Annotated in this window: 11 protein-coding genes; 7 read left to right on the plus strand and 4 right to left on the minus strand. The window is 46.4% G+C overall.

Annotated elements, in window-relative coordinates; translation table 11 throughout:
• The first annotated feature begins 85 nt into the window (after nt 1-85).
• On the plus strand, nt 86-976 hold the full coding sequence (locus QT994_RS22605) for an alpha/beta fold hydrolase (RefSeq protein WP_333178422.1): 891 nt from the start codon (nt 86-88) through the stop codon (nt 974-976).
• Between the two features lie 581 nt (nt 977-1,557).
• Here QT994_RS22605 and QT994_RS22610 read toward each other — a convergent pair.
• Nucleotides 1,558-2,439, minus strand: coding sequence for a Cof-type HAD-IIB family hydrolase (locus QT994_RS22610; protein WP_333178425.1), 882 nt, complete (start codon nt 2,437-2,439; stop codon nt 1,558-1,560).
• 357 nt (nt 2,440-2,796) lie between these two features.
• On the opposite strand from QT994_RS22610, the gene QT994_RS22615 reads away from it, so the two are divergent.
• From QT994_RS22615 to QT994_RS22625, 3 genes are all read left to right on the plus strand, one after another.
• The gene (locus QT994_RS22615; RefSeq protein ID WP_333178428.1) at nt 2,797-8,325 is read left to right on the plus strand and encodes an ATP-binding sensor histidine kinase; all 5,529 of its coding nucleotides are present in this window, start codon (nt 2,797-2,799) and stop codon (nt 8,323-8,325) included.
• A gap of 48 nt (nt 8,326-8,373) precedes the next feature.
• Nucleotides 8,374-9,786, plus strand: a complete 1,413-nt coding sequence (locus tag QT994_RS22620; RefSeq protein WP_333178431.1) for an adenylate/guanylate cyclase domain-containing protein — start codon at nt 8,374-8,376, stop codon at nt 9,784-9,786.
• A 177-nt stretch (nt 9,787-9,963) separates the two neighbouring features.
• Nucleotides 9,964-11,184, plus strand: a complete 1,221-nt coding sequence (locus QT994_RS22625) for a heparan-alpha-glucosaminide N-acetyltransferase domain-containing protein (RefSeq protein WP_333178434.1) — start codon at nt 9,964-9,966, stop codon at nt 11,182-11,184.
• Between the two features lie 125 nt (nt 11,185-11,309).
• Here the strand turns inward: QT994_RS22625 and QT994_RS22630 are convergent, their stop codons facing one another.
• Entirely contained in the window at nt 11,310-15,191 is a 3,882-nt protein-coding gene (locus QT994_RS22630) for a PAS domain-containing protein (RefSeq protein WP_445243938.1), read from the minus strand.
• Between the two features lie 866 nt (nt 15,192-16,057).
• Between QT994_RS22630 and clpP the strand changes: the two genes are divergently transcribed.
• Nucleotides 16,058-16,690 (plus strand): ATP-dependent Clp endopeptidase proteolytic subunit ClpP, encoded by a 633-nt coding sequence (gene clpP / locus QT994_RS22635; protein ID WP_333047400.1) that lies wholly within the window; start codon nt 16,058-16,060, stop codon nt 16,688-16,690.
• 214 nt (nt 16,691-16,904) lie between these two features.
• Here the strand turns inward: clpP and QT994_RS22640 are convergent, their stop codons facing one another.
• Nucleotides 16,905-17,912, minus strand: coding sequence for a hypothetical protein (locus QT994_RS22640; RefSeq protein ID WP_333178440.1), 1,008 nt, complete (start codon nt 17,910-17,912; stop codon nt 16,905-16,907).
• Between the two features lie 626 nt (nt 17,913-18,538).
• Between QT994_RS22640 and QT994_RS22645 the strand changes: the two genes are divergently transcribed.
• Together QT994_RS22645 and QT994_RS22650 are read left to right on the plus strand one after the other, a co-directional pair.
• A complete protein-coding gene (locus QT994_RS22645; protein WP_333178443.1) occupies nt 18,539-18,676 on the plus strand; it encodes a hypothetical protein in 138 nt (45 codons plus the stop codon).
• A 104-nt stretch (nt 18,677-18,780) separates the two neighbouring features.
• Complete coding sequence (locus QT994_RS22650; protein WP_333178446.1) at nt 18,781-21,147, plus strand: ribonuclease R family protein; 2,367 nt, start codon at nt 18,781-18,783, stop codon at nt 21,145-21,147.
• A 494-nt stretch (nt 21,148-21,641) separates the two neighbouring features.
• Here QT994_RS22650 and QT994_RS22655 read toward each other — a convergent pair.
• Nucleotides 21,642-22,518 (minus strand): sulfotransferase domain-containing protein (locus QT994_RS22655; RefSeq protein ID WP_333178449.1); only part of this gene is annotated, 877 nt, incomplete at its 5' end.

Below are 22,518 nucleotides of genomic sequence, written 5' to 3' on the forward strand. Positions count from 1 at the left end.
TTTTGTGCGGCATTGCTTCTAGCCAGCTCCTAAAGAGATGGTGCTGCTATGATGAAAGTAGTTAACGAAACTTTACATAATAGCCGTGACTGCACAACAATTAGTATCTGCAACGAGTTTTGAAAAGCTAATTTGGACTTGGAAAGGTCACAAAATCCAATATACCGTTCAAGGAACCGGCCGCCCTCTGATTTTGATTCACGGATTTGGGGCTTCGATCGGACATTGGCGACAAAATATCCCCGCACTCGCGGCCGGCGGCTATCGTGTATTTGCTCTGGACTTACTGGGATTCGGCGCTTCCGCCAAACCTGCCCTCGATTACACTCTGGAATTGTGGGAAGAATTGCTGACAGATTTCTGGGCGGATCTGGTACAGGAACCGGCGGTATTTGTGGGGAATTCGATCGGCGCTTTGCTGAGTTTGATGGTAGTCGCCAACCATCCAGAAATATCAGCCGGCGGTGTCTTAATCAACTGTGCTGGCGGACTCAACCACCGACCGGACGAACTAAATTTTCCGCTGCGAGTCGTGATGGGGACTTTTACTAAATTAGTTCGATCGCCCCTGATCGGCCCCTTTGTCTTCAACAACATCCGCCAAAAACACCGCATCCGCAACACCCTGCGCCAAGTCTACGGGAACCGCGAAGCCATCACTGACGAACTCGTAGAACTCCTGCACGCCCCCTCCTGTGAGCCCGGAGCTCAACAAGTTTTTGCCTCGATTCTCACAGCCCCTCCAGGCCCTCAACCCTCAGAACTGCTGCCCAAAGTCGATCGTCCGTTATTGGTACTTTGGGGCGCAGACGACCCCTGGACGCCAATCGCCGGCAGCCAGATTTATCAACAATTGGCCGCCAACGGTAAACCAGTGAAATTTGTGTCAATTCCCAACACAGGCCACTGTCCCCACGACGAGCGGCCAAGTGAAGTCAACGCTCTGATTTTGGACTGGCTGGTGGAATTGAAGTAAAATTTTTCTGCTCAAGGCAACCCTTGGGCGATCGACAAAAACCCCTGCATTACAAAGGTTCAGCCTCGCTCCACCGCACCAGCACCCCAGCAGCAGCCGACTCACAAAACAATTTTTGTAAAAAGTATTGACACAATTTACTGAGTCAGCTATATTGATGGACGTGTGAGGAGCGAACCAGAAGAAGCACCGAGACGAAACACGGCCAGTCGTCGGTGCTTTTTCTGTTGAAACCCGTTTTTAAGAGTTTTAAATTATCTATAATTCACATCGAGAAGATCTGTAAGCCCGCCACGCTTTCTTCATATCTTCCTACCCTTCGGGAACGGCTTCGCCGAACGCGTTCTTAGCGTCTTCGCGGTTCGTTAAATAAATATTCGGATGTTGCAAACAAAGTAATTGACTGGACTTAATCTCAAAAAATCACAAATTGTGGATTTTTTTTATAATCAAAATTTGATTGCATAGAACTCAAAACTAGAGAGTTATATAATAATAAATTGTCGCTGGGTCGGGGCGGGTTGATATACATTTTTTCCAAATGTCGCTAAACCCGCCCCTGCGGTGTGGGTGTAAAAATATCAACGATCGCCCAAAACAAATTGTTCGATCGCAGCCGCCACCCCGTCTTCCTCCACATCCGGTGCCACCCAATCAGCAGCAGCCTTCACGCCATCAGGAGCATTGCCCATCGCCACGCCCACGCCCGCGTAGGTAATCATTTCTACATCATTAAAATTGTCGCCGATCGCCATCACGTTCGCCGCCTGCAAACCCAAAAGTTCCTCCGCTAAATACTGCACCGCATCTCCCTTATTTGCCAAAGGATGCGTAGCTTCAAAAAAAGTAGCAACCGATCGAGTCAAATAAAGCTCCGCAGGCGTGTAGCGCTGCCGCATACTGCTGAGCAAGCCGTCGAGTACCCCCGGATTCTCGCACAATGCCAAAACTTTCGTCGGTTCCCCCGGAAGATCTCGCCGCAAATCTTTAATCACAATTGGTTCAATGCCCGATCGTTGGGCATAGATTCGGGTAGCTGCGGTAATTTCTGGCACGTAAAGTTGGTCGTCAATGTAGAAATGGATCGAAAGCAGCGGTCGCAAATGCGGTTCTTCAAAATAATCTAACAGTTGCAGAGCAGTTTGTTTCGACAGCGGCAAGTGCCGCAGCCGTTTTTGAGTAGCGTGATCTTGAATCCAGGCGCCCTGGTAGCAAATCAGTGGCAATGTTGAGCCGATGTCGCGGTGAAAACGCAAAGCCGATCGGTACATCCTGCCCGTAGCGACTGCCACTTTCACTCCCCGCGACTCGGCAGCCAAAATTGCCTGCTTGACTGGTTCTCGGATGGTATTTGACAAACCTGCGATCGTGCCGTCTATATCCACTACCAGCAATTGAATGTCTGCGGTGCCAAAAGCGCGATCGGTCGCATTAGCTGGATTGGAGGCAGTTATATTCTGCATGATTTTTTTAGATTTTAGCTGTTGATTTGCACGCACCCGTTTATTTTGGCACTGGCGGGATAGCAAAAGGCAACTTCTGATTTTTTGAAGACTAAAATATAGATAACTAAATAAGCGACAAAAAAAGTATCTAGGAGAACTCTTTAGGGAGGGTTTTAGCTCAGCTATATAATAGTAGCCAGTTTACTGCCGTAAAAACCGCACTCGCTCGGTGATGTGTATTTCCACTTACTTAATAATACTTGTGGCAAAAAAGAATGCAACTGTAGGTCAGATCCCAAACCTTATGTCATCAATCATTCCAAATCTAAAATTTAAAATTGTATAACCGGATCTTTCAAATTACCCCCCACTATCATGATTTCTATCCCTGGATACCGCATTGACGAAGAACTTTATACAAACCCTCACACAGTTATTTATCGAGGGATGCAGCTTGAGGAACAAAAAACCGTTATCCTCAAAACTCTCACGTCGCCATACCCTACCCCAGCGCAAATATCCCAACTCCTGCACGAATCCGAAATTCTTAAAAATTTGAGTTTGCCCGGAATAGTCAAGCTTTACAAAATAGAAACCTACAATCACTTTCCTGTTTTAGTTTTAGAAGATTTTGGTGGGATTTCCCTAAAAGACTTTCTCAGCAACAACCAGCTAGAGTTACAACAATTTCTGCATATTGCCATCAAACTAGCAGAAACTATTGGGCAACTCCACGAACACCACATCATCCACAAAGATATTAAACCAAGCAATATTATTGTCAATATCGAGACAGGAGATGTCAAGATTGCTGATTTTGCGATCGCCTCCCTACTACCGGGCGACAACCCCACCCCCAGCCATCCCCATTTACTCGAAGGCACTCTCGCCTATATGTCTCCTGAACAAACGGGACGCATGAATCGGGCGATCGACTACCGCACCGATTTTTATTCTTTAGGCGTCACCTTTTATGAAATGCTTTGTGGCGAATTGCCTTTTCAGGCGATCGATCCCATGGAATTAGTACACTGCCATATTGCCAAACCGCCAGTTTCTCCTTGTGAAAACAGAAAGCAGAAAGTAGAAAGCAGAAGCCTCGAAGGCAGAATCAATCAAGTAGGAACCAAGGAGATTCCTCAAGTCATTTCCGATATCGTCATAAAACTCTTAGCAAAAACGGCAGAAGACAGGTATCAAAGTGCTTTGGGACTTTTGTATGACTTGGAAAATTGTCTCGATCAACTGCAAACAACAGGCGAAATTTCTCATATAACCCTCGGCGAACAAGATCAGTCAAGTCACCTGCAAATTTCCCAAAAATTTTACGGGCGAGAAGCAGAAGTTAATATGCTTCTTAGTATCTTCCAGCGGATGAGGCGAGGTAATACAGAGATCGTGCTAATTTCTGGTGGTGCAGGTGTGGGAAAATCTTCGTTAGTATATGAAGTTTACAAGCCGATTCGGCGGAAAAACGGGTATTTTATTGACAGCAAATTTGAGCAATTCAAGCACGATATTCCCTACGCTTTTTTGCTCCAAGCTTTTCAAGATTTGTTGCGACAAATTTTCACAGAAAATGCCGCAGAAATCAATGTTTGGAAACAAAAAATTTTAAAAGCACTCGGCGGCAACTGCCAAGTAATTATTGAAGCCATTCCCGAATTAGAACAGATTGTTGGGCCACAGCCCCCCGTCCCAGATTTAGGAGCAAATGAATCTCAAAATCGTTTTAATTTAGTATTTCAAAACTTCATCCGCGTCTTTGCTCAAAAAGAACACCCCTTAGTAATTTTCCTCGACGACTTGCAATGGGTCGATTCAGCATCTCTCAAGTTAATAGAACTGCTAGCAACCGACCTAGAAACTCAATATTTATTAATAATTGGAGCTTATAGAGAGCAGGAAGTAAATGCAAATCATCCTGTAATGCTGACCGCCGAAGCAATTAAAAAAGCAGGCGGCACTGTAAGTGCGATCGCCCTTTCGCCTTTAGATATAAGCAGCGTCAACCAATTTGTCGCCGATACTTTGAACTGCGCCCCAGAAAAATCCCTAAGTTTAGCAGAATTACTTTTGCGAAAAACCGCTGGAAATCCATTCTTTTTAACTCAATTAATAAAATTTATTTACTCAAAAAATTTGATTCAATTTAAGCTTTCACCATCGAATAATGTGGTAGAGCTAGCTGAACCTAACCGATCGGGCTTAGCGCAACCAATCTCAGAGCAAATTGTGAAAAAAGGCAATATCACAGGTGAGTGGCAGTGGGATATCGAACAAATACAAGAAATGGGAATAACTGACAATGTTGTAGAATTAATGATAGATAACATTCAGAAACTTTCAGAGAATACGCAGGCACTGCTCAAATTAGCCGCTTGTATCGGCAACAGATTTGATTTAGAAATTCTCTCTACAATAGCCGAAAAACCTCTGGCGTCCGCAGCAACAGACCTCGGTGAGGCACTTCAGTCCGGTCTGATTTTACTCGTGAATAACGCCTACAAAATTCCGATCACACTAGCAGCAAGCACAGAAATAACAGACACAATATCTAGAGACTTTACCGATGACTTGTCTCTACCCGTGGCTGATGTTCCTAGGGCAACTTACAAATTTTTGCATGAGCGAGTGCAGCAAGCAGCTTATGCTTTAATATCCGATTATCAGAAACAAGAAACCCATATTAAAATAGGTCAAATTCTGCTACAAAACGCCCCGCCCGAGCAATTAGAAGAGCATATTTTTGATACCGTAAACCAACTAAATTTAGCCAAAACCATCATCAGCAGCAAATTAGAAAAATTTCAATTATGCCAATTAAATTTAATGGCAGGTCGCAAAGCAAAAGCAAGTGCAGCTTACGAACTCGCCCTTAAGTATTTAACCGCAGGTATTGAACTGCTTCCCCCCGCAAGTTGGCAAACTGACTACGACTTGACTCTTGCACTGTACGAGTCAGCAGCAGAAGCTGCTTACCTCAATACCGACTTTGAACCAATGGAAAAATGGGCTGAAATTGTTCTGCAACACGCAAAAAATGAACTAGACAAAATCAAAGTTTTTGAAATCAGAATCATAGCTTGTGCGATGCAAACCAAACTCCAAGAATCGGTAAAAATTGGTCGCGAAGCACTACAAATGTTAGGAATTAACTTTCCCGAATCGCCTATTCCCCTCCACATTCAGCAAGCACTGACTAAAACCGCCGCTTATTTAACAGATAAAAAGATCGAAGATTTAATTAACTTGCCACTCATGACCAATCCGCACAAATTAGCAACTATGCGCGTGCTTTCCAGTATGTTTTCAGCTACATTTATAGTTGAACCTGTGCTGCTGCCGCTGATTGTGTGCGAGCAAGTTAATTTATCTATAAACCACGGAAATTCTGCTTTTTCTGCCTTCGGTTATGCTAATTACGGAGCAATTTTAAAAGGAATAGTTAGAGATATTGAATCGGGCGATCGCTTCGGTCAATTAGCTTTAAATTTGAGCGATAGATTAAATGCGTTAGAATTCAAAAGCAAAACGCTTAATTTAGTAGCATTCATTTTGATGAACGGCAAGCATCACGTTAAAGACTCTTTGCCGCTGTTAGAGGACGCCTATAAAAGCGCCCTAGAAAATGGAGATTTAGAATGTGTCGGATCTGCTGCCGTAAATATTTGTCAGTCTTTGTATTTCATCGGTCAAGAATTGCCACAACTAGAAAGGAGAATGGTAAGTTACAACCACTTGCTGTTTCAACTTAAGCAAGAAACTGTATTGATTTGGAATCAAATATATCGGCAAACTGTTTTGCAATTGATGGGAAAATGGGAAATCTCAGACCTTGTATTAGGTGAAGCTTACAGCGAAGAAAAATTGTTGGCGCTGCTGTTGAAAGCTAACGATCGAGTGGGGCTCCAGCACTTTTATGTGCAAAAACTAATACTAGCTTATTTATTTGGAGATGCCCAAGGAGCGCTAGAAAATGCAGCGCAAGCCGAAGTTTATTTAGACGGAGTTGCAGGCTTCATTAATGTTTCGGAGTACCAGTTTTACGATTCTCTAGCCCGCCTAGCAGCCTATCCATCGGCAACACAAGAGGAACAAGAAGAGCATATTTTTTACGCTGTCAGTAACCGGAAAAAACTGCAACAAAAAGCGCTTTCTGCGCCCATGAATCTTCAGCACAAATGCGACTTACTTACGGCTGAGAAAGCGCGCGTTTTGGGCAATGTGGTGAGAGCAATGGAATATTACGATCGCGCACTTGAAGGAGCCCAAGAAAACGGATACATACAAGTACAAGCACTAGCAGCAGAATTGGCAGGAGCATTTTATCTATCCATAGGACGAGAAAAAAATTCTAAAACTTACTTGACAGAAGCGCGTTATTGCTATCAGCGCTGGGGAGCAACAGCCAAAGCAGCACATTTAGAATCGAAATACTCGCACTTGCTAACTTCAGGCTCGATTTCAACTAATATTGAAACTCACAAATCTACCAGCAGCGCTTCCACTACGAGCGACAGTGCAGGCGTGCTAGACTTGACCACAGCAGTTAAAGCATCGCAAACCTTAGCCGGCGAAATACTTCTAGACAAACTGCTGGCAAAAATGATGAAAATTGTTATTGAAAATGCCGGGGGGCAAAGAGGATTTTTAATACTAGACAAAGACGGTGAATGGGTAATTGAAGCATCAGGATCTGTAGATGTCGATCGCGTTGCTGTCATGCAATCAATTCCGATAGATTTTGTTGCCGACGATCAACAAGTAACTTTACTGGCAGTTGCAGTTGTGAATTACGTCGCCCGCACCAAGGAAAGTATAGTTTTAAACGATGCCAGCAGCGAAGGACAATTTACTCACACACCCTATATAATGGCCGTTCAACCTAAATCAATTCTTTGCACTCCGTTAATTAATCAAGGCCAACTCACTGGCATTCTATATTTAGAAAATAACCTGACTACAGGCGCTTTTACACAAGACAGGTTAGAAATATTAAAACTGCTGTCTTCTCAAATTTCTATCTCCATCGAAAACGCCCAACTTTACGACAACTTGCACCAATTCAATCACAATCTCGAAAATTTAGTACAGCAGCGTACCTCGGAACTCTCCCAAACTTTAGAAGACTTAAAATCTGCTCAAAATAAACTGGTAGAATCGGAAAAAATGGCTGCCCTCGGAGGGTTGGTTGCAGGGGTTGCCCACGAAATCAATACTCCCATCGGCATCGGCATCACCGCCGCCTCCTTGCTTGCTGAAAAAGCCACAAAGTTTTTTGAGGTTTACAGTAACGGCCAAATAAAACGTTCCGAGTTAGAAAAGTTTCTGGATACCGCCATGCAAAGCAGTAATATGATCTTATCTAACCTCACGCGGGCCGCAGACTTAATTCACAGTTTTAAAGAAGTAGCTGTGGATCAGTCGAGCGAGTTAAAACGCACGTTTAATGTTAAAAACTATCTAGAGGAAATTTTGACATCCTTAACAGCAAAACTAAAAAGAACTAAGCACAAAATAGAGATTAAGTGTGATGAAAATATTGTAGTGGACAGTTACCCGGGCGTAGTGTGTCAAATTGTGACAAATCTGGTGTTGAATTCCCTAATTCACGCCTACGATGGAGAGGACGAAGGAGTTCTGGCTTTTGATTTCAAACTAGAGGGTGATCGGCTAATATTTGAATATGCCGATAACGGCAAAGGTATTACGCCTGAAAATCTCAGTAAAATTTTTGAACCGTTTTTTACCACCAAAAGAGGTCAGGGAGGCACGGGATTGGGACTACACATTATTTATAACCTTGTTACTCAAAAACTAAAAGGCACAATTAGCTGCACAAGTCAAGTAAAAAAAGGCACAAAATTTATGATTGAATTTCCCGCTAACATGAGCAGTTAGTTATTAGACCGCCAACATGGATATAAGTTTTATATAGGAGAACGATATATGTCAGAAGCTAGTAAAAACCTGTTGGCTGCAGGCGATGATGAATTAATCGCCGAGGGCGACGATGAATTAATATTTGCCGAGGAAGATGAGGCTGAACAAAAACCGCTAGAAGAAAGTTGGAAAATATTAATTGTGGATGATGAAATAGAAATTCACAATATTACTAAGTTAGCGTTAAATGATTTTAAATTTGAAGGAAAAAGTATAACATTTATCAGCGCTTACTCAGGAAAAGAAGCTAAAGAAATAATCCAAAATAACTACGACATAGCATTGATTTTACTCGATGTAGTTATGGAAACAGAAGAAGCAGGCTTGGAAGTAGTTAAATACATCCGCGATATTTTAAATAATCAAGTAGTGCGGATTATTTTACGGACTGGACAGCCCGGGCAAATACCAGAAGATGTAGTAATTGTCAGCTACGATATCAATGATTACAAAACCAAAACAGAACTTACTAACAAAAAATTATTTACCACAGTAGTCACCGCCCTGAGAGCATTTAGATCACTCAATCAAATCGAATCCAGCAAAAGTGAACTCGAAAAAATAGCCGCTGCATCAGCCCGTTTTGTACCCCGTGAATTTTTGAAATTTCTCAAAAGAGAAAGCATCGTTGATGCGAGACTAGGAGACGCTGTACAAGCAGAAATGACGATTATGTTTGCCGACATTCGCTCATTTACAAGTCTGTCCGAGAGTATGTCTCCCCGAGAAAACTTTGAATTTCTTAACTCTTATTTAAGCCGAGTTGGCCCAGTTATCCGCGAGTACAACGGTTTTATAGATAAATATATTGGTGACGGGATTATGGCTTTGTTTCCTAACAGGGCTGAAGATGCTGTGCAAGCAGCAATTGAGATGCAGCAGCAAGTGAAAATTTATAACAGACACAGGCAAAACAGTGGCTATCAACCTATTTCGATAGGGATTGGTTTGCATACGGGGACTCTAATGTTAGGTACGATTGGCGAAGCGGAACGAATGGAAAGTACGGTGATTTCTGATGCCGTAAATTTAGCTTCCCGGGTGGAAGGATTGACAAAGCTTTATGGGGTGGCTATTGTAGCTAGTGTCCAAACCCTTTGCCGGATAGACGATCCTCAACATTACAAGTGCCGGTTTCTCGATCGCGTTCAAGTAAAAGGAAAACAAACACCTGTTGCTGTATTTGAAATTTACGATGGCGACTCGCCGACAATGATCGAACTAAAAGCACAAACTCAAACTTATTTTGAACAGGGAATTTTTTTTCACTACCAGCAGCAATTCGCGCAAGCACGACAAATGTTTCTGCGCGTTTTGCAAATTAATAAGTATGATAAGGCAGCATCTTTTTATGCAGAACGCTGCGATATGTTGATGAAGAATGCAGTCATTATGACTCTGGAAGGAATAGAGATATAGGTAGTGGGGAATGGGGAATTGGGAATGGGGCATAGGGCATGGGGCATAGGGCATGGGGCATAGGGCATGGGGCATGGGGCATAGGGCATGGGGCCGAAAAGAATTAGGAAATGGGCATCCGCTAAGATAGTGAACAGTGAACAGTGAACAGTGAACAGTGAACAAATAACTTAATTTATGCGCTTAAAATCCCTTGATGTTTTTCGCGGAATTGCGATCGCCTCGATGATTCTAGTCAACAACCCCGGTAGTTGGGAACAGGTATATCCACCGCTAGACCACGCAGAATGGCACGGCTGCACCCCGACAGACTTAGTATTTCCGTTTTTCTTGTTCATCGTTGGCTGCGCGATGTCTTTCTCGCTGTCTAAATATATTCAAAATTATCCAAAAACCCCAATAGAAACCTCAAAAATTACACAAACAAAGGAAAAATCAGAATCTGCTAAAAACCCTCTTCCTTCTTCCTTCTTCCTTCTTCCTTCTTCAAATATTTACTGGCGAATTGCGCGCCGCGCCGCGATTCTATTTATATTAGGATTGCTGCTAAATACATCTTCGATCGCCCTTGACGTACTTCTCAACAGCGCCCCCGTAGAAAACTTCGGTAAAATCCGCATCATGGGAGTATTGCAGCGCATCGGCTTAGCTTATTTCATCAGTGCGATCGCCATTCTCAACCTTTCCCCCCGCAATCAAAAGCTGCTCGCTGTTGCTGTGCTTTTGGGCTATTGGGCTGCCTTAACCGTAGTGCCTGTAGGGGGGTACACTGCCGGGGAACTCACGCCAGAAGGAAATTTAGGAGGATATGTCGATCGGCTAATTCTCGGTAGCCAACACCTGTACAAAGGCGGCCCCTTCGACCCCGAAGGATTGTTGAGTACCTTACCCGCAGTTGTAACAGTCCTGATCGGCTACTTTACAGGAGAGTGGCTGCGACTAGAACCAATCAAAACCCGCACCAGTATTAACTTAGCAATCTGCGGCCTCAGTTGCGTGGTAATCGGCCACTTGTGGGGATTTTCATTTCCGATCAACAAACAACTTTGGACGAGTTCCTATGTAGTTTTTACGGCTGGTTGGGCGTTGCTATTGCTAGCAGCTTGCTACGAAACAATTGAAGTGCGAGGTTGGAAATGGGGGAAGCCGTTTGAAATCATGGGAGTGAATGCAATTTTCCTGTTTGTTGCTTCCGGTATAGTTGCCAGAATCCTGTTGAAAACCCATATCGGCAGCGGTGAAAATGTTTCAACTACCTACACTTGGATTTATGAAAACTGGTTTGTACCGTGGGCGGGGCCGCTCAATGGTTCCCTAGCGTTTGCCGTGACTGCGGTATTATTTTGGTGGTTAATTTTGTATGGAATGTACCGACGTGGTTGGGCGATAAAAATTTGAGTGGTTTGGTATGTAGTGGATCTACCTCTTTTCTGGGTAGCGCCCGATCTACTTGAAAAGGCTTTGGGTATTGTCGGTGAATACCACGGCAAAACTCGGGCTGACTATATTGTTTAATTACTAAATTAACTACAAGAGCATACTAATTCGGTGACGATCGCAACCACTGCATCTGAGTCAATAGGTTTGGCAAGGTGACGTTGAAAGCCTGCTGCGATCGCCTGCTGTCGATCCATCTCCCCAGCATAGGCAGTGAGGGCGATCGCAGGAATTTGTCCGCCTTGCTCAAGCGGCAGACTGCGAATCTGACGCATGAGCATATAGCCATCCATTTCTGGCATTCCAATATCACTCACAATAATGTCTGGAACCGCTTGGGGAAACGCTTGCAGTGCCTCGATTCCAGAGGCGACGTTAGTGACGATCGCACCCGCTTGTTCTAAAACAAACGCCACAAACTCGCGTGAGTCTGTATCATCATCCACAACTAAGACGTGAATGCCGCTTAAATCTCCGGTTGAGTCGGATGGCTGCTCGATCGCGGGCAATTCATGAGAGCGAGGCGCAAGTGGAATGCGAACTGTAAAGTTAGCTCCTTGTCCTTCACCAAGGCTATCAACCGCGACTGTTCCCCCGTGCAATTCCACAATTTGCTGCACGATCGCCAACCCTAATCCCAAACCCCCAAATTTGCGCGTAGTGGCTCCATCTTCTTGCCGGAAATGCTCGAAGACATAGGGCAGGAAATCAGAGTGAATCCCTTTTCCAGTATCGGTAACTTCAATTTGAGCGTGGGTTTCATCCACGGCTAGAGTGATAGCGACTTGTCCCCGCTGAGGTGTGAATTTAACTGCATTAGATAACAGATTCCAAACCACCTGCTGCAACCGTGCAGCATCGCCCATTACGATGCCAACACTGGGTAAAATCGTTGTGCAAATTTGAATGGCTTTCGCTTCTGCGGCTAATCGAACCGTCTCCAGCGCTTCTGAGATGACGTTACTCAGATCGACGGGCATCACGGTTAAAATCAGTTTGCCGCGCAAAATCCGAGAGATATCCAGCAAATCGTCAATCAGTTGCACCTGAAGTCGGGCGTTACGCTCGATCGTCTCTAATGCCGTTTTGGTTTTTGCCGCGTCCAATTTTCTCTGCTGCAATAGTTTTGACCAGCCGAGAATCGGGTTGAGTGGCGATCGCAATTCATGGGAGAGCACCGCCAAAAACTCATCTTTGATTCGGTTAGCGCGATCGGCAGATTCTCGTGCAACTTGCTCTTGCGCCAGCATTCGTTCCAGTTCAGCTTCAGCTTGCTTTTGGTTCGTGATGTCACGTGAAATTGCTAAAAGTTGCGTCACTTCTCCAGTGGTATTCCGCACGGGTGTGATAATAATGTCCCACCACTTCGGGGTGCCCTTGTAAGTGGGAAGATAGCCTTGCAACTGACCTGTATTGCCTGCTTTGGCAGCCGCGATCGCGGCCTTGGCATTTTCATAATATTTACCTTGCCAGATATCTTGCCAACTGGTGTTTAGAACGAGTGACGGATCATCGATTTCCAACAGGCACAACCCGCCTGGATTGATATAGACGATTTCGGTATCGAGCATTAAGACTTTAATGCAATCTTGACTGCTTTCCAGTATGCGTTGCTTTAGTTCCTCACTGTCGCGCAAGGCTGCTTCGGAGCGGGCGCGTTCGGCTGCCGCCCAAGTACGCTCGGCAACTTCTTCCACCAGAGACACCTCGTCCAGCGTCCAAGCTCGTGGCTCGGATGTGTGGACTGCCAGCCCCGCTACAAACTCGCCTTCCTTGACCAGGGGTATACCGATGTATGCCCCAATCTGGCTCGCGGCGTAGGCCGATCGCTGCTCTGGAGATAGGTTGGGATCGGCTTCCACATCGGATGCGACCACAGGGCAACCCGTGCGGTACGCTGCAAGCAGCTTTGGGCCGAACGAATCAATCGCGTATTTGCCAGCCATTGTTTCGGCTCCGTTGACGTAATCACGCTCAACGACGTAATCAGCGCCGCGAACCTCGAAGTACGCCACCCGGTTCGCGCCGAGATATTCGCCCAGCACGCGGCTGGCTGTAGCCTGAATCTCCACTGGGTCGGCAAGGGGGCGGAGTGCGTCGGCGAGAGAGACGCGGAAAGCATTAAATTCAGCGTTTCGCCGCAAAATTTCTTCTGAGAGTTTGCGATCGCTAATATCTTTGAAGACAATGGCGACTTTTCGCGTCTCTGGCTCACCCATACGACAGGCATAGACATCAAACCAGCGGTTCATTGCTTCAGAGCCATTTTCAAAGCGAGTCGGTTCACCCGTGAGAGCAACTTGACCGTAAATCTGAATCCAATAATCTTCTAAATCTGGAACTAACTGACGCACCGTTTTACCGACTGCTTGTTGAAGTCCCGTTTGTTGCTCAAAGATAGGATTAACTTCTAAGAAGTAGTAGTCGATGGGCTTATCATTTTCATCAAAGAGCATCTCAATAATGCAGAAGCCTTCGTCGATCGACTCAAATAGCGTCCGGTAGCGTTCTTCCGATTGACGCAGAGTTGCCGCAGTTTGAATCTGCTCGGTAACATTCCTGAAATAAACGGTGATGCCCTTTGGGGCGGGGTAGGTGCGAACTTCGTACCAACGATTGTGGTCAGGGTAAAACCCAGTCATTGACACAGCCACCCGATCGCGCATGGCGCTCCAGTAAGCCTGTGCCAATTCATTGCCCATCAGTCCTGGATATTCTTCCCATAAATTTTTGCCAATCAAATCCCCTAGAGTGCGATCGAGCAGTACCCCGGCAGATCGATTGGCGTAGGTGAACCGCCAGTTTTCATCCAGGGAAAAGAAGGCTTCAGCGATGCTCTCCAGAATATTGCGAGTCTGCTCCTCGCTTTGGCGCAAGGCTTGTTCTGCCAGTTTGCGATCGGTCATGTCTCGCGTCACGCCTGCCACTGCTTCGACTGCGCCGTTTATGTCTAAAAGCGGCACGAAAATGTATTCATAGGTGCGCGTACCGATCGCGCTAGTGTAGGGTGCTTCATCCTTGAGCGGCTGGCGCGTCTTGATGACTTGTTGAATCTGTTCCTGATGTCGAGTCGCTAAATCGGTGGGATAATCCAGCTCGAAAAAGTTCTTTCCCAAAGCTTCATCCGAAGTTTTCTGCCAAAGATCGAGCAACGCCGGACTGATATAAGTGAACCGTCCTGACAGGTTGAAGGTGTAAATAAAATCGGGAATTGCACCGACGATCGCATCGAACTTTCGCAGTTGCCGTTCGAGTTCGGTGCGACTCTCAAGCGAAACGGCTTCAGCACGGGCACGTTCAACGGCTGCCCACGTTTGCTCTGCGGTTTCCTCAACTCGTCTTACCTCGTCTTCCCTCCACTGGCGAGGGTTTGCCTGATGCACCGCTAGCAACGCGACGAATCGCTCGTTCTTAATCAGTGGCACATCAATATGCGCGGCAATATCTATCGAGTGATACCTTGCCTTCTGGCTGGCTGTGTATTTAGGGTAGTTTGCCACATCGGGAACGATCGCCGTTTGCCCCGCTCGATGGTCATCTGCCAGGTTGCGCCCAAAGTCTTCCACACGGTACAGTCCGCTCAATTCGGCAACACTGTTCGTGTAGTTTTTATGAACGATAAGCTCTTTATCGCCTGGTAACACTTCAACGTAAATGACGCGGCTTGCGCCTAGAGACTCGCCCAGAACACGGGCTGCGATCGCCTGAATCTCATTAGCATCAGTCAGCGGGCGCAGCGCATTGGTGAGCTTGACTCGAAACGCATCGGCTTGGGCAGTTTGATACAAGGCATTTGTTGATTGGCGTTTCTGCGGCAGATCGGATTCTAGCTGCGTCTTTTCTGGGTGCTGGGTGCGATCGAGTTCTGTCAACAGAATCTGCACAGCCGTTTTCAGGCTGTCCGACCAGGTTTCGACCGCGCCCAGTGGTGTTTGCGACCAATCGTGCGATCGCATCAGCATCGCCATCTCGCTATCGCCTGCAAATAAATTTTTACGAGCAGCCTCATCTACCACATCAATCACACACTCTACCTCGCTGAAAATACTGAGCTAAAAGCTGTTTGCTGCCCTCTCGAATGACGATTGAAGAGGATTGACCCACTTCCGCAACCCGCGTCCGAATTTGCCTTAATGCCAAAGGTGAGGGTTGAATCCGTCGATTCTCCCAACGATTAATCGTTACTCTTAGAAGATTTCATACACTTTAAGGACATGGTATCTATCATACTCAATATCTGTCAAAAAGTAGACAGACCGATCTCCCTTAACAATAGTCTGGACAGTTTTTAAGCAGCATTGATTAAATTGTGAAAAGTTAAACCATGAGCGAAACAGACGACGAGCAGTTTTTTCATTTAAACAACTCTAACGACTGAAATTGGTCAGTTTAACGGAACCATAAACGAGCAAAAGGGTTGAATATAAAAACACTAAAAACTTGTCTTGGGGTTGAATAATCGCTGTATTTGTTGTATTATTGATTTAATAATATTCATAAGCCAACCATCTAAAAAGCTGGTGTGTTTTTTAGTTTAACTTAAAATAATGCCTTTTTTTCTGTTTGTTTTTAGCTTTGATTCCACTCACTTTTTCGCTTCTGTGCTGTACTGCGTTAGCGAAGTTTGCCGTAGGCATCGCATCCCTATCTAAAACCTCTCCGGAGTATTGAATTAGTCTAAAGCAGAAAAAGCAGATCGAGCTTCCGAATCGAGAAAGTGCGACGGCCCAAATGCCTCAACCAATCCCAGCTTAAGGATTTTGCGCGTAAAAGCCGATCGCGCGCCGGGAATCCGTAACTACAAATGAACCCAAATCGCTAAAATAAAAAAAAGATACGTAATAGGCAGGCCCTGTCAATGATCCCAACAGTTATAGAACAATCCGGTCGCGGCGAACGCGCCTTTGACATTTACTCGCGACTCCTGCGCGATCGCATCGTCTTCTTGGGCCAACAGGTTGACTCTGACTTAGCTAACCTGATCGTTGCCCAATTGCTATTTTTAGACGCCGAAGATCCCGAGAAAGATATTTACCTCTATATCAATTCCCCAGGGGGTTCGGTAACAGCAGGTATGGGCATTTTTGATACGATGAACCACATCCGCCCCGACATTTGCACTATTTGTCTCGGTTTGGCCGCCAGCATGGGCGCTTTCCTGTTGAGTGCGGGCGCTAAAGGCAAGCGGATGAGTTTGCCTCACTCCCGGATTATGATCCACCAACCTCTAGGCGGAGCTCAAGGACAAGCAACCGATATTGAAATTCAGGCCAAAGAGATTTTGTACCACAAACGCCGCCTGAACGAACATCTTGCCAACCATACCGGTCAGCCGCTTTCCCGCATTGAAGAAGATACTGAACGGGATTTCTTCATGTCCGCTGAAGAAGCAAAGGACTACGGATTAGTCGATCAAGTGATCGATCGCCGTCCTTCCGCCAGCCGCCCGATCGCCGCTGTCGTCTAAATGAAAAGTTAAAAATCAAAAATGAAGAATATTTCCTCATTTTTGATTTTTAATTTTTAAGTTGCATATAGCAGTTTTCGGTTAATTGAAGTACAAATGCTGGGGCGCATGACACGGCGTCATAGTTAACTCCTTACTGTATTTCATACAATTGAAAACTGCTATATGTAGCTTTTCCTAAAAAAACATCACACCTAGAAACCCTACATATTTACTAGGGCAAAGATTCGAGATATTGCAGGAAGTCGAGCAATTCTACTTGATTTAAGAAATGGCGCGCTTCTTTGCCATAACCTTGTTTGAGATAATCTTTTCCTTGGTTGGGAGTCCAGTTCAACCGCTTGATTTCCTCAGTAGTTCTGCTGTAGATTTCCAGATATTCTAGGAAATCTACCAACTGTTCGCTAGAAAGCTCTCTCTGCGACGACTTGCCGTAATTTTGTTCGAGACAGTCGCTTTCCTGTTTTTTCTTCCATTGCAGGCGTTTGAGGATGGCGTCTATTTGGGCGATCGTATCAGAATTATCCTCGATCGCATCGCTCGGAATTCCCACTGCGATCGGTTGCAATTCCCTGACTTCGGCCGCACCCTGTAGCAGTTCACTTGGGCTAGAAGTCGGCACCTCCAGTTCCTGAAGTGGTTCGCCGTAGCTAGAAGAAAGCCAAGCGTCCGAGTCTAACTGCTTTGGTACAAATCCACTAGCCTCCGTCAGCTCGACCTTTGGAGGCAGCAGTTCCGGTACAGGTGCGATCGGCTCTTCATTTAATTGCGCTTCAGTCTTGACAAAATTGCTTTGATGTGTTCCCGGCAATTTGTCAGCAATAGGCATTTCTAGAACCGGAAGAGGAACACTTGTCGGCGCAACAGGAACCGGAACAGCAGCAGGAGGGGGAGGGGGAACAGCAGCCACCGGGGAAACAGCGGGAGGAGGGGGAACAGCAGCCACCGGGGGAACAGCAGCCACCGAAGCAACCGGAGCAACCGGAGCCGGCTCAACACTCGCGATCGCACGATCGGGCGCAGCAACTCCAAGGACAGCGATCGCTCGCAACCGGGCGCGGTCTTCAGCATCCTCAACAGACTCAGCAGCCGACATAGCCGTAGCAAGAGTTTTGCCGTCAACCTGAACCAGACAGCGAACAACAAACTTACCGTGATGAACAGTCAGCAACTCACAGATTAACTGTCCAGCGGGATAAAGGGCGCGAAATTCAGCAAACATAATTTTTTGACCCCGAAACCAGGAGGGGCTTATGACTTAAGTGTAGTACAGCCCAGAGAAAACAATTTTCTGAAAGCACCTATTCAACATACAATAAATTAAAGGTGAGTCATCCGCGCAACCTTACACGCCACTAAACCCCATCCCACATCCAGCGGTTTTAGCTAACAAGCATCGGGCGTCATTTCTATCTCTAGGAGATGACACAGCAACTAAGCAAAAGTAGTAAAAGTCTCCGGTTTTGTGTACCTTGCACTTTCTACAGCACAGATTGCTCCCGGCCCGCTCGTTGCACCTCCGTCCGCAAGGACAGATCGCGTGCAAAAAACAGGGGCATCGCAGCAGCGAGCTACTAGCAATTTTGCCTTGATCCGGTAAGTTCTTTGCTAAAGCAAGAGGCACTTCAAAAGGCAGAAGGAACAAGGCAGAAGGAACAAGGCAGAAGGCAGAAATGCACATTTTCTCCCTCTCCATCCCTCCATCGGCTCATCCTCGACTCAAGCCGTCGCTTTCAGTATCGAGCCATCTTTTAAGAACCGACAGGGGCTTTCTAATTCGCGAAGTGCTCAGCGCTGCTGACCTAAAAGCAAACAAACCAACGCTAAAAAATTGTATTGGGGAATAGCGTGCGGGACATTTTTCTGCACCGTCAGCAGTCAGTTCAAGACAGACAGCAGACAAAGCACGAAGCCGGTGTCGGGAGAGAATCTCAAAAAAACCTCGCGATCAAACAAGGTGGCTGTGCTCGCGTCCCCACCTATTAATCCGCCCATTTGTTGGGAAGCAGGCACTGCGAGGGCCCGAGGGGGTGCGGCTGATTTCGCCAAAATTTAGACTAATTGCTGGAAACAAGAGGATCGATCGCTACATGGAATTTTCTATCGCTGCACTGCTGGCAAATTTTACAGAAGACAAATTAGTGGCTCCTAAAGCATTGGAGAAAAAACTCGACTGCAACGACGCCACCAGTCAACTCAAACTTCAAATCGCATTAGAAGCTCTAGAGAAAATTGGCATATTAGTCAAAGACAAAGGCCGCTATCGCCGAGTAGCTGAAGACGACGTAGTGGAAGCAAAACTGCGCTGTTCGAGCAAAGGATTTTGCTTTGCAATTCAAGACGCCGAAGGCTCAGAAGACGTTTATGTGCGGGAAAGTCACCTCTCGACAGCTTGGAATGGCGATCGAGTCTTAGTCAAAATCATCAAAGAAGGTAGCCGCCGCCGCTCGCCCGAAGGCGAAGTCATGCTCATCCTCGAACGCGCCAACCCCTCGGTACTCGCGCGAGTCAAGCAAACCGCCACCCCCACCGGCCGCGTCAGCTACAGAGCAATCCCCCTGGACGATCGCCTGTTGTTTGAACTAGACTTGCTCGCAAATGGTACAAATCTCCAAGAGGCGATCGACCACCTAGTACACGTCGAAGTCAAACGCTACCCTCTCGGCACCCATCGGCCAGTCGGCAAAGTAGTACAGGTACTCGGTTCCGACGCCGAAGCCGCTGACGACCTCGACATCGTATGCTGCAAACACGACTTGCCGCGATCGTTCCCCGCCGCAGTCATCAAAGCAGCCGAAAATTTGCCCAGCAAAGTCAAAAAAACCGACATCAAAAAACGGCTAGACTTGCGTAACATCCTGACTGTTAGCTTCAGCAAAAACGAACCGGGAACAAGCAACAGCGAAAACAATGCTCCTCAAGCCCAGGAGGAAAATCCCTCTGAGGGGGGAGGCGAAAACGAGTTTGATCCAACATCATTCCTCTCCGATCCGCCAGTAGAACGCGCTTTGTCGATCGAAACCCTGAAGCCCGGCCGCTGGCAAATAGGAATCCACATCAGCGACGCCGCCGAGTACGTGCAGCCAGAAACCCCGATCGACCGCGAAGCCCGCAAGCGAGGCACTGCCGCCCATCTGGGAGAAAAAATCATCGCCGTACTGCCAGAACTCCTCAACGAGCGCTGCTCCCTGCTGCCAGACAGCGAACGGCTGGCCTTCAGCATACTGCTCACCCTAGACGAATCTGGAGAACTCCTAGAATACGAAATTCAAACCAGCGTCATTCAAATTGACTACCACCTCACCTACGAGCAAGCTCAAGCAATTCTCGAACCAGGCGATGCCGAAGAGCACCCTTTATCCTCCGCCCTCCGTCCTTTCCTCGATCAACTCGGTGTCGCCTCACAGGCAGCCAGACAGACAAGGCTCAAGCGGGGAGCTTTTGAACTAAATTTGCCCGACGCTAACTCTCACTTCGACGACGAAGGCGAATTAGGAGCTTTTGCAGTCGCTCCCCCCGCCCAGTCGGCTGTCTCCGAGTTGGTGGTACTTGCCAACCAAGCTGTCGCCACCCACCTGCAAGCCTTGGGAGTCCCAGCAATTTACCGCGTCCAGCCGATGCCGGACCCGGCAGACATTCAAGAGTTCATCAAACTCTCGAACAACCTCGGAGGCGAACTGTATCTCGAAACCGAAGAAGAAGTTTTGCCCTTGGACTTTCAGCGATTTACCCAGCAGTTTGCCGGCCTTAAGTCCGAAAGAGTTCTCACCTACCTGCTAGAAGACACCATGAAGCCCGCTGTTTACAGCACCACTCCTAAGCCACACTTCGGTTTGGGGCTGTCAGAGGGTTACACGCGCTGCACTTCGCCGCTTTCACGCTACGCCGATTTGCTGGTACTGCGGGTGTTGCAAGCGGTGTTCGAGCAAGGCCGCAGCAGCCGCACAACACGGGCTAAGGAAAAAGTTGACTTGCACCATTCCTCCTGTCACGGTCAAATTACTTGGAATGTTCTCCCGCCAGATTTGCACCACGAATTTGAGACAGAGTTTGCATCGGCTGTGGTACACCTGACGGAACGCGAAAGGGTTGCTGAGGATGCCGAAAGCGATTTGCAGGGATTGAAGAAAACCGGATTGATGAAAGAACGCACCGGGCAAACTTTCCAGGGTTTGATTACAGGGGTGCAGTCTTACGGTTTCTTTGTGGAAATTGAGGTGCGGCCGCCGGAGAGCGACATCCTGCGAGTTGAAGGACTGGTACACGTTTCTTCGCTGAAGGATGACTGGTACGAATATCGATCGCGCCAGCAAACTTTGGTGGGCCGGAAAAACCGCAATCAGTACCGTTTGGGCGATCGGGTAGAAGTTCAAGTCAAGAGCGTTGACTACTACCGCCAGCAAATTGATTTAGTTGCAGTTGGTGGCGGCAGTCAAGCTTTTGATGATGATGAATAATCTGTTGACGGTTGACGGTTGACGGTTGACGGTTGACTGTTAACTTTTCTAAATACTTAGTTGTCATTGTCTAGCAACTAAGTATTTAGAAGTGGGCTGCCAACTATACTCAGCAATCATCAAAAAATAATTAATGACTAACCACTAATGACTAATAACAGTCAACCGTCAACTAACTAATAAGTAGTCGGACATAAATAAATAGTTGGGTGTAAAGAAATATTAAGAAAAAGACGCAAGGGGCGATCGGGATAGTTTAGCTTTTTATCGATGAGCGAGTGCTTTCTTTTTACCTGTTTAATCTTTTGGATCTAGAACTTTAATTGCAGTTATTCGACTCTGATATCAAACAAGTCATTAGCTCTTTGTGGTCAAACTCCACGAACTTTCTTCCTAGCTCTTAGAAACTAAAAAATAAAGAGGTATTAAAGTCGGATTTGGTATGATATTACCAATTACCGAGCGTGCTTAGCATTCAAATGAAAACCGCTATATTAGGAGTTGACTGCGCTTACTGCAAGAGAATTCCAAGTAGCGATCACCATTTCTTCTGTCAAATTTTCATTAGGATCGCAAACGTATCCGAGTTCATTTAGCACGCTTTGACGGGAGAGCGCAATTCGCCGCGCAACTGCTGCTGTGAGCAGATGTTTCCAATGTCCGCACTTTCCTTGCCAGAAGTGATTGTTGGCAGCAGTTTTTCTTAAAGAAGCGAGCGAATGAAGGGGAATCACATCTAATATTGGACGCGCCGGTTTCAGCCCCAGTTGTTGGGTTAATTTAGATAGTTCGTCGGCAGTATCAGCGACCAAATTTTCATAGCGAATTTGCCAAGTGTTTTCTCTATTCCACCATGCCGTACTAATAGAGAGAAGGGCCGCATATCTCTTACCTACAGCATAATCGATAAACTCCGAAGAGAGCGGGGATTTATTAATAATAGACATTTCGCTGCCAGCTTCACCATCTAACCAGCGGGCAGTTTGCGATTCGTAAGTTGCAAAGTGCAGAATTGAAATCAAGACATCGAGAGGGTGGCGGGCAATAACTATTGGGCGAAATCCATTTTCTCCAAGCAGTGAAACAAAATTATCAGTATCCCGCCAGTGGATTTGTAATATTACTTTTGGTGGCAGAGATTGCCAAGCTATTTCCCTAGGCGTGTGCACGGCTATTTGAGGCAAATCGTACATTGATGCTAGAAGCTTCCGCAGCCAAGTGTTGCCAGAACGTGGAGTGCTAACTATTGCTAGGCGCAGGTTGTCCAAACTGGCAAAGGGCGATATAAATTTAGAACCCACATTCCGCACCCCAACTGTCACATGGGGTGCGGGTGGGCTGTAAATTCTGGTTCGATGGTAAGCGCGCCAG

It is taken from the genome of Microcoleus sp. S13_B4 (assembly GCF_036700885.1).
In the GTDB taxonomy this organism is placed as follows: Bacteria; Cyanobacteriota; Cyanobacteriia; order Cyanobacteriales; family Microcoleaceae; genus Microcoleus.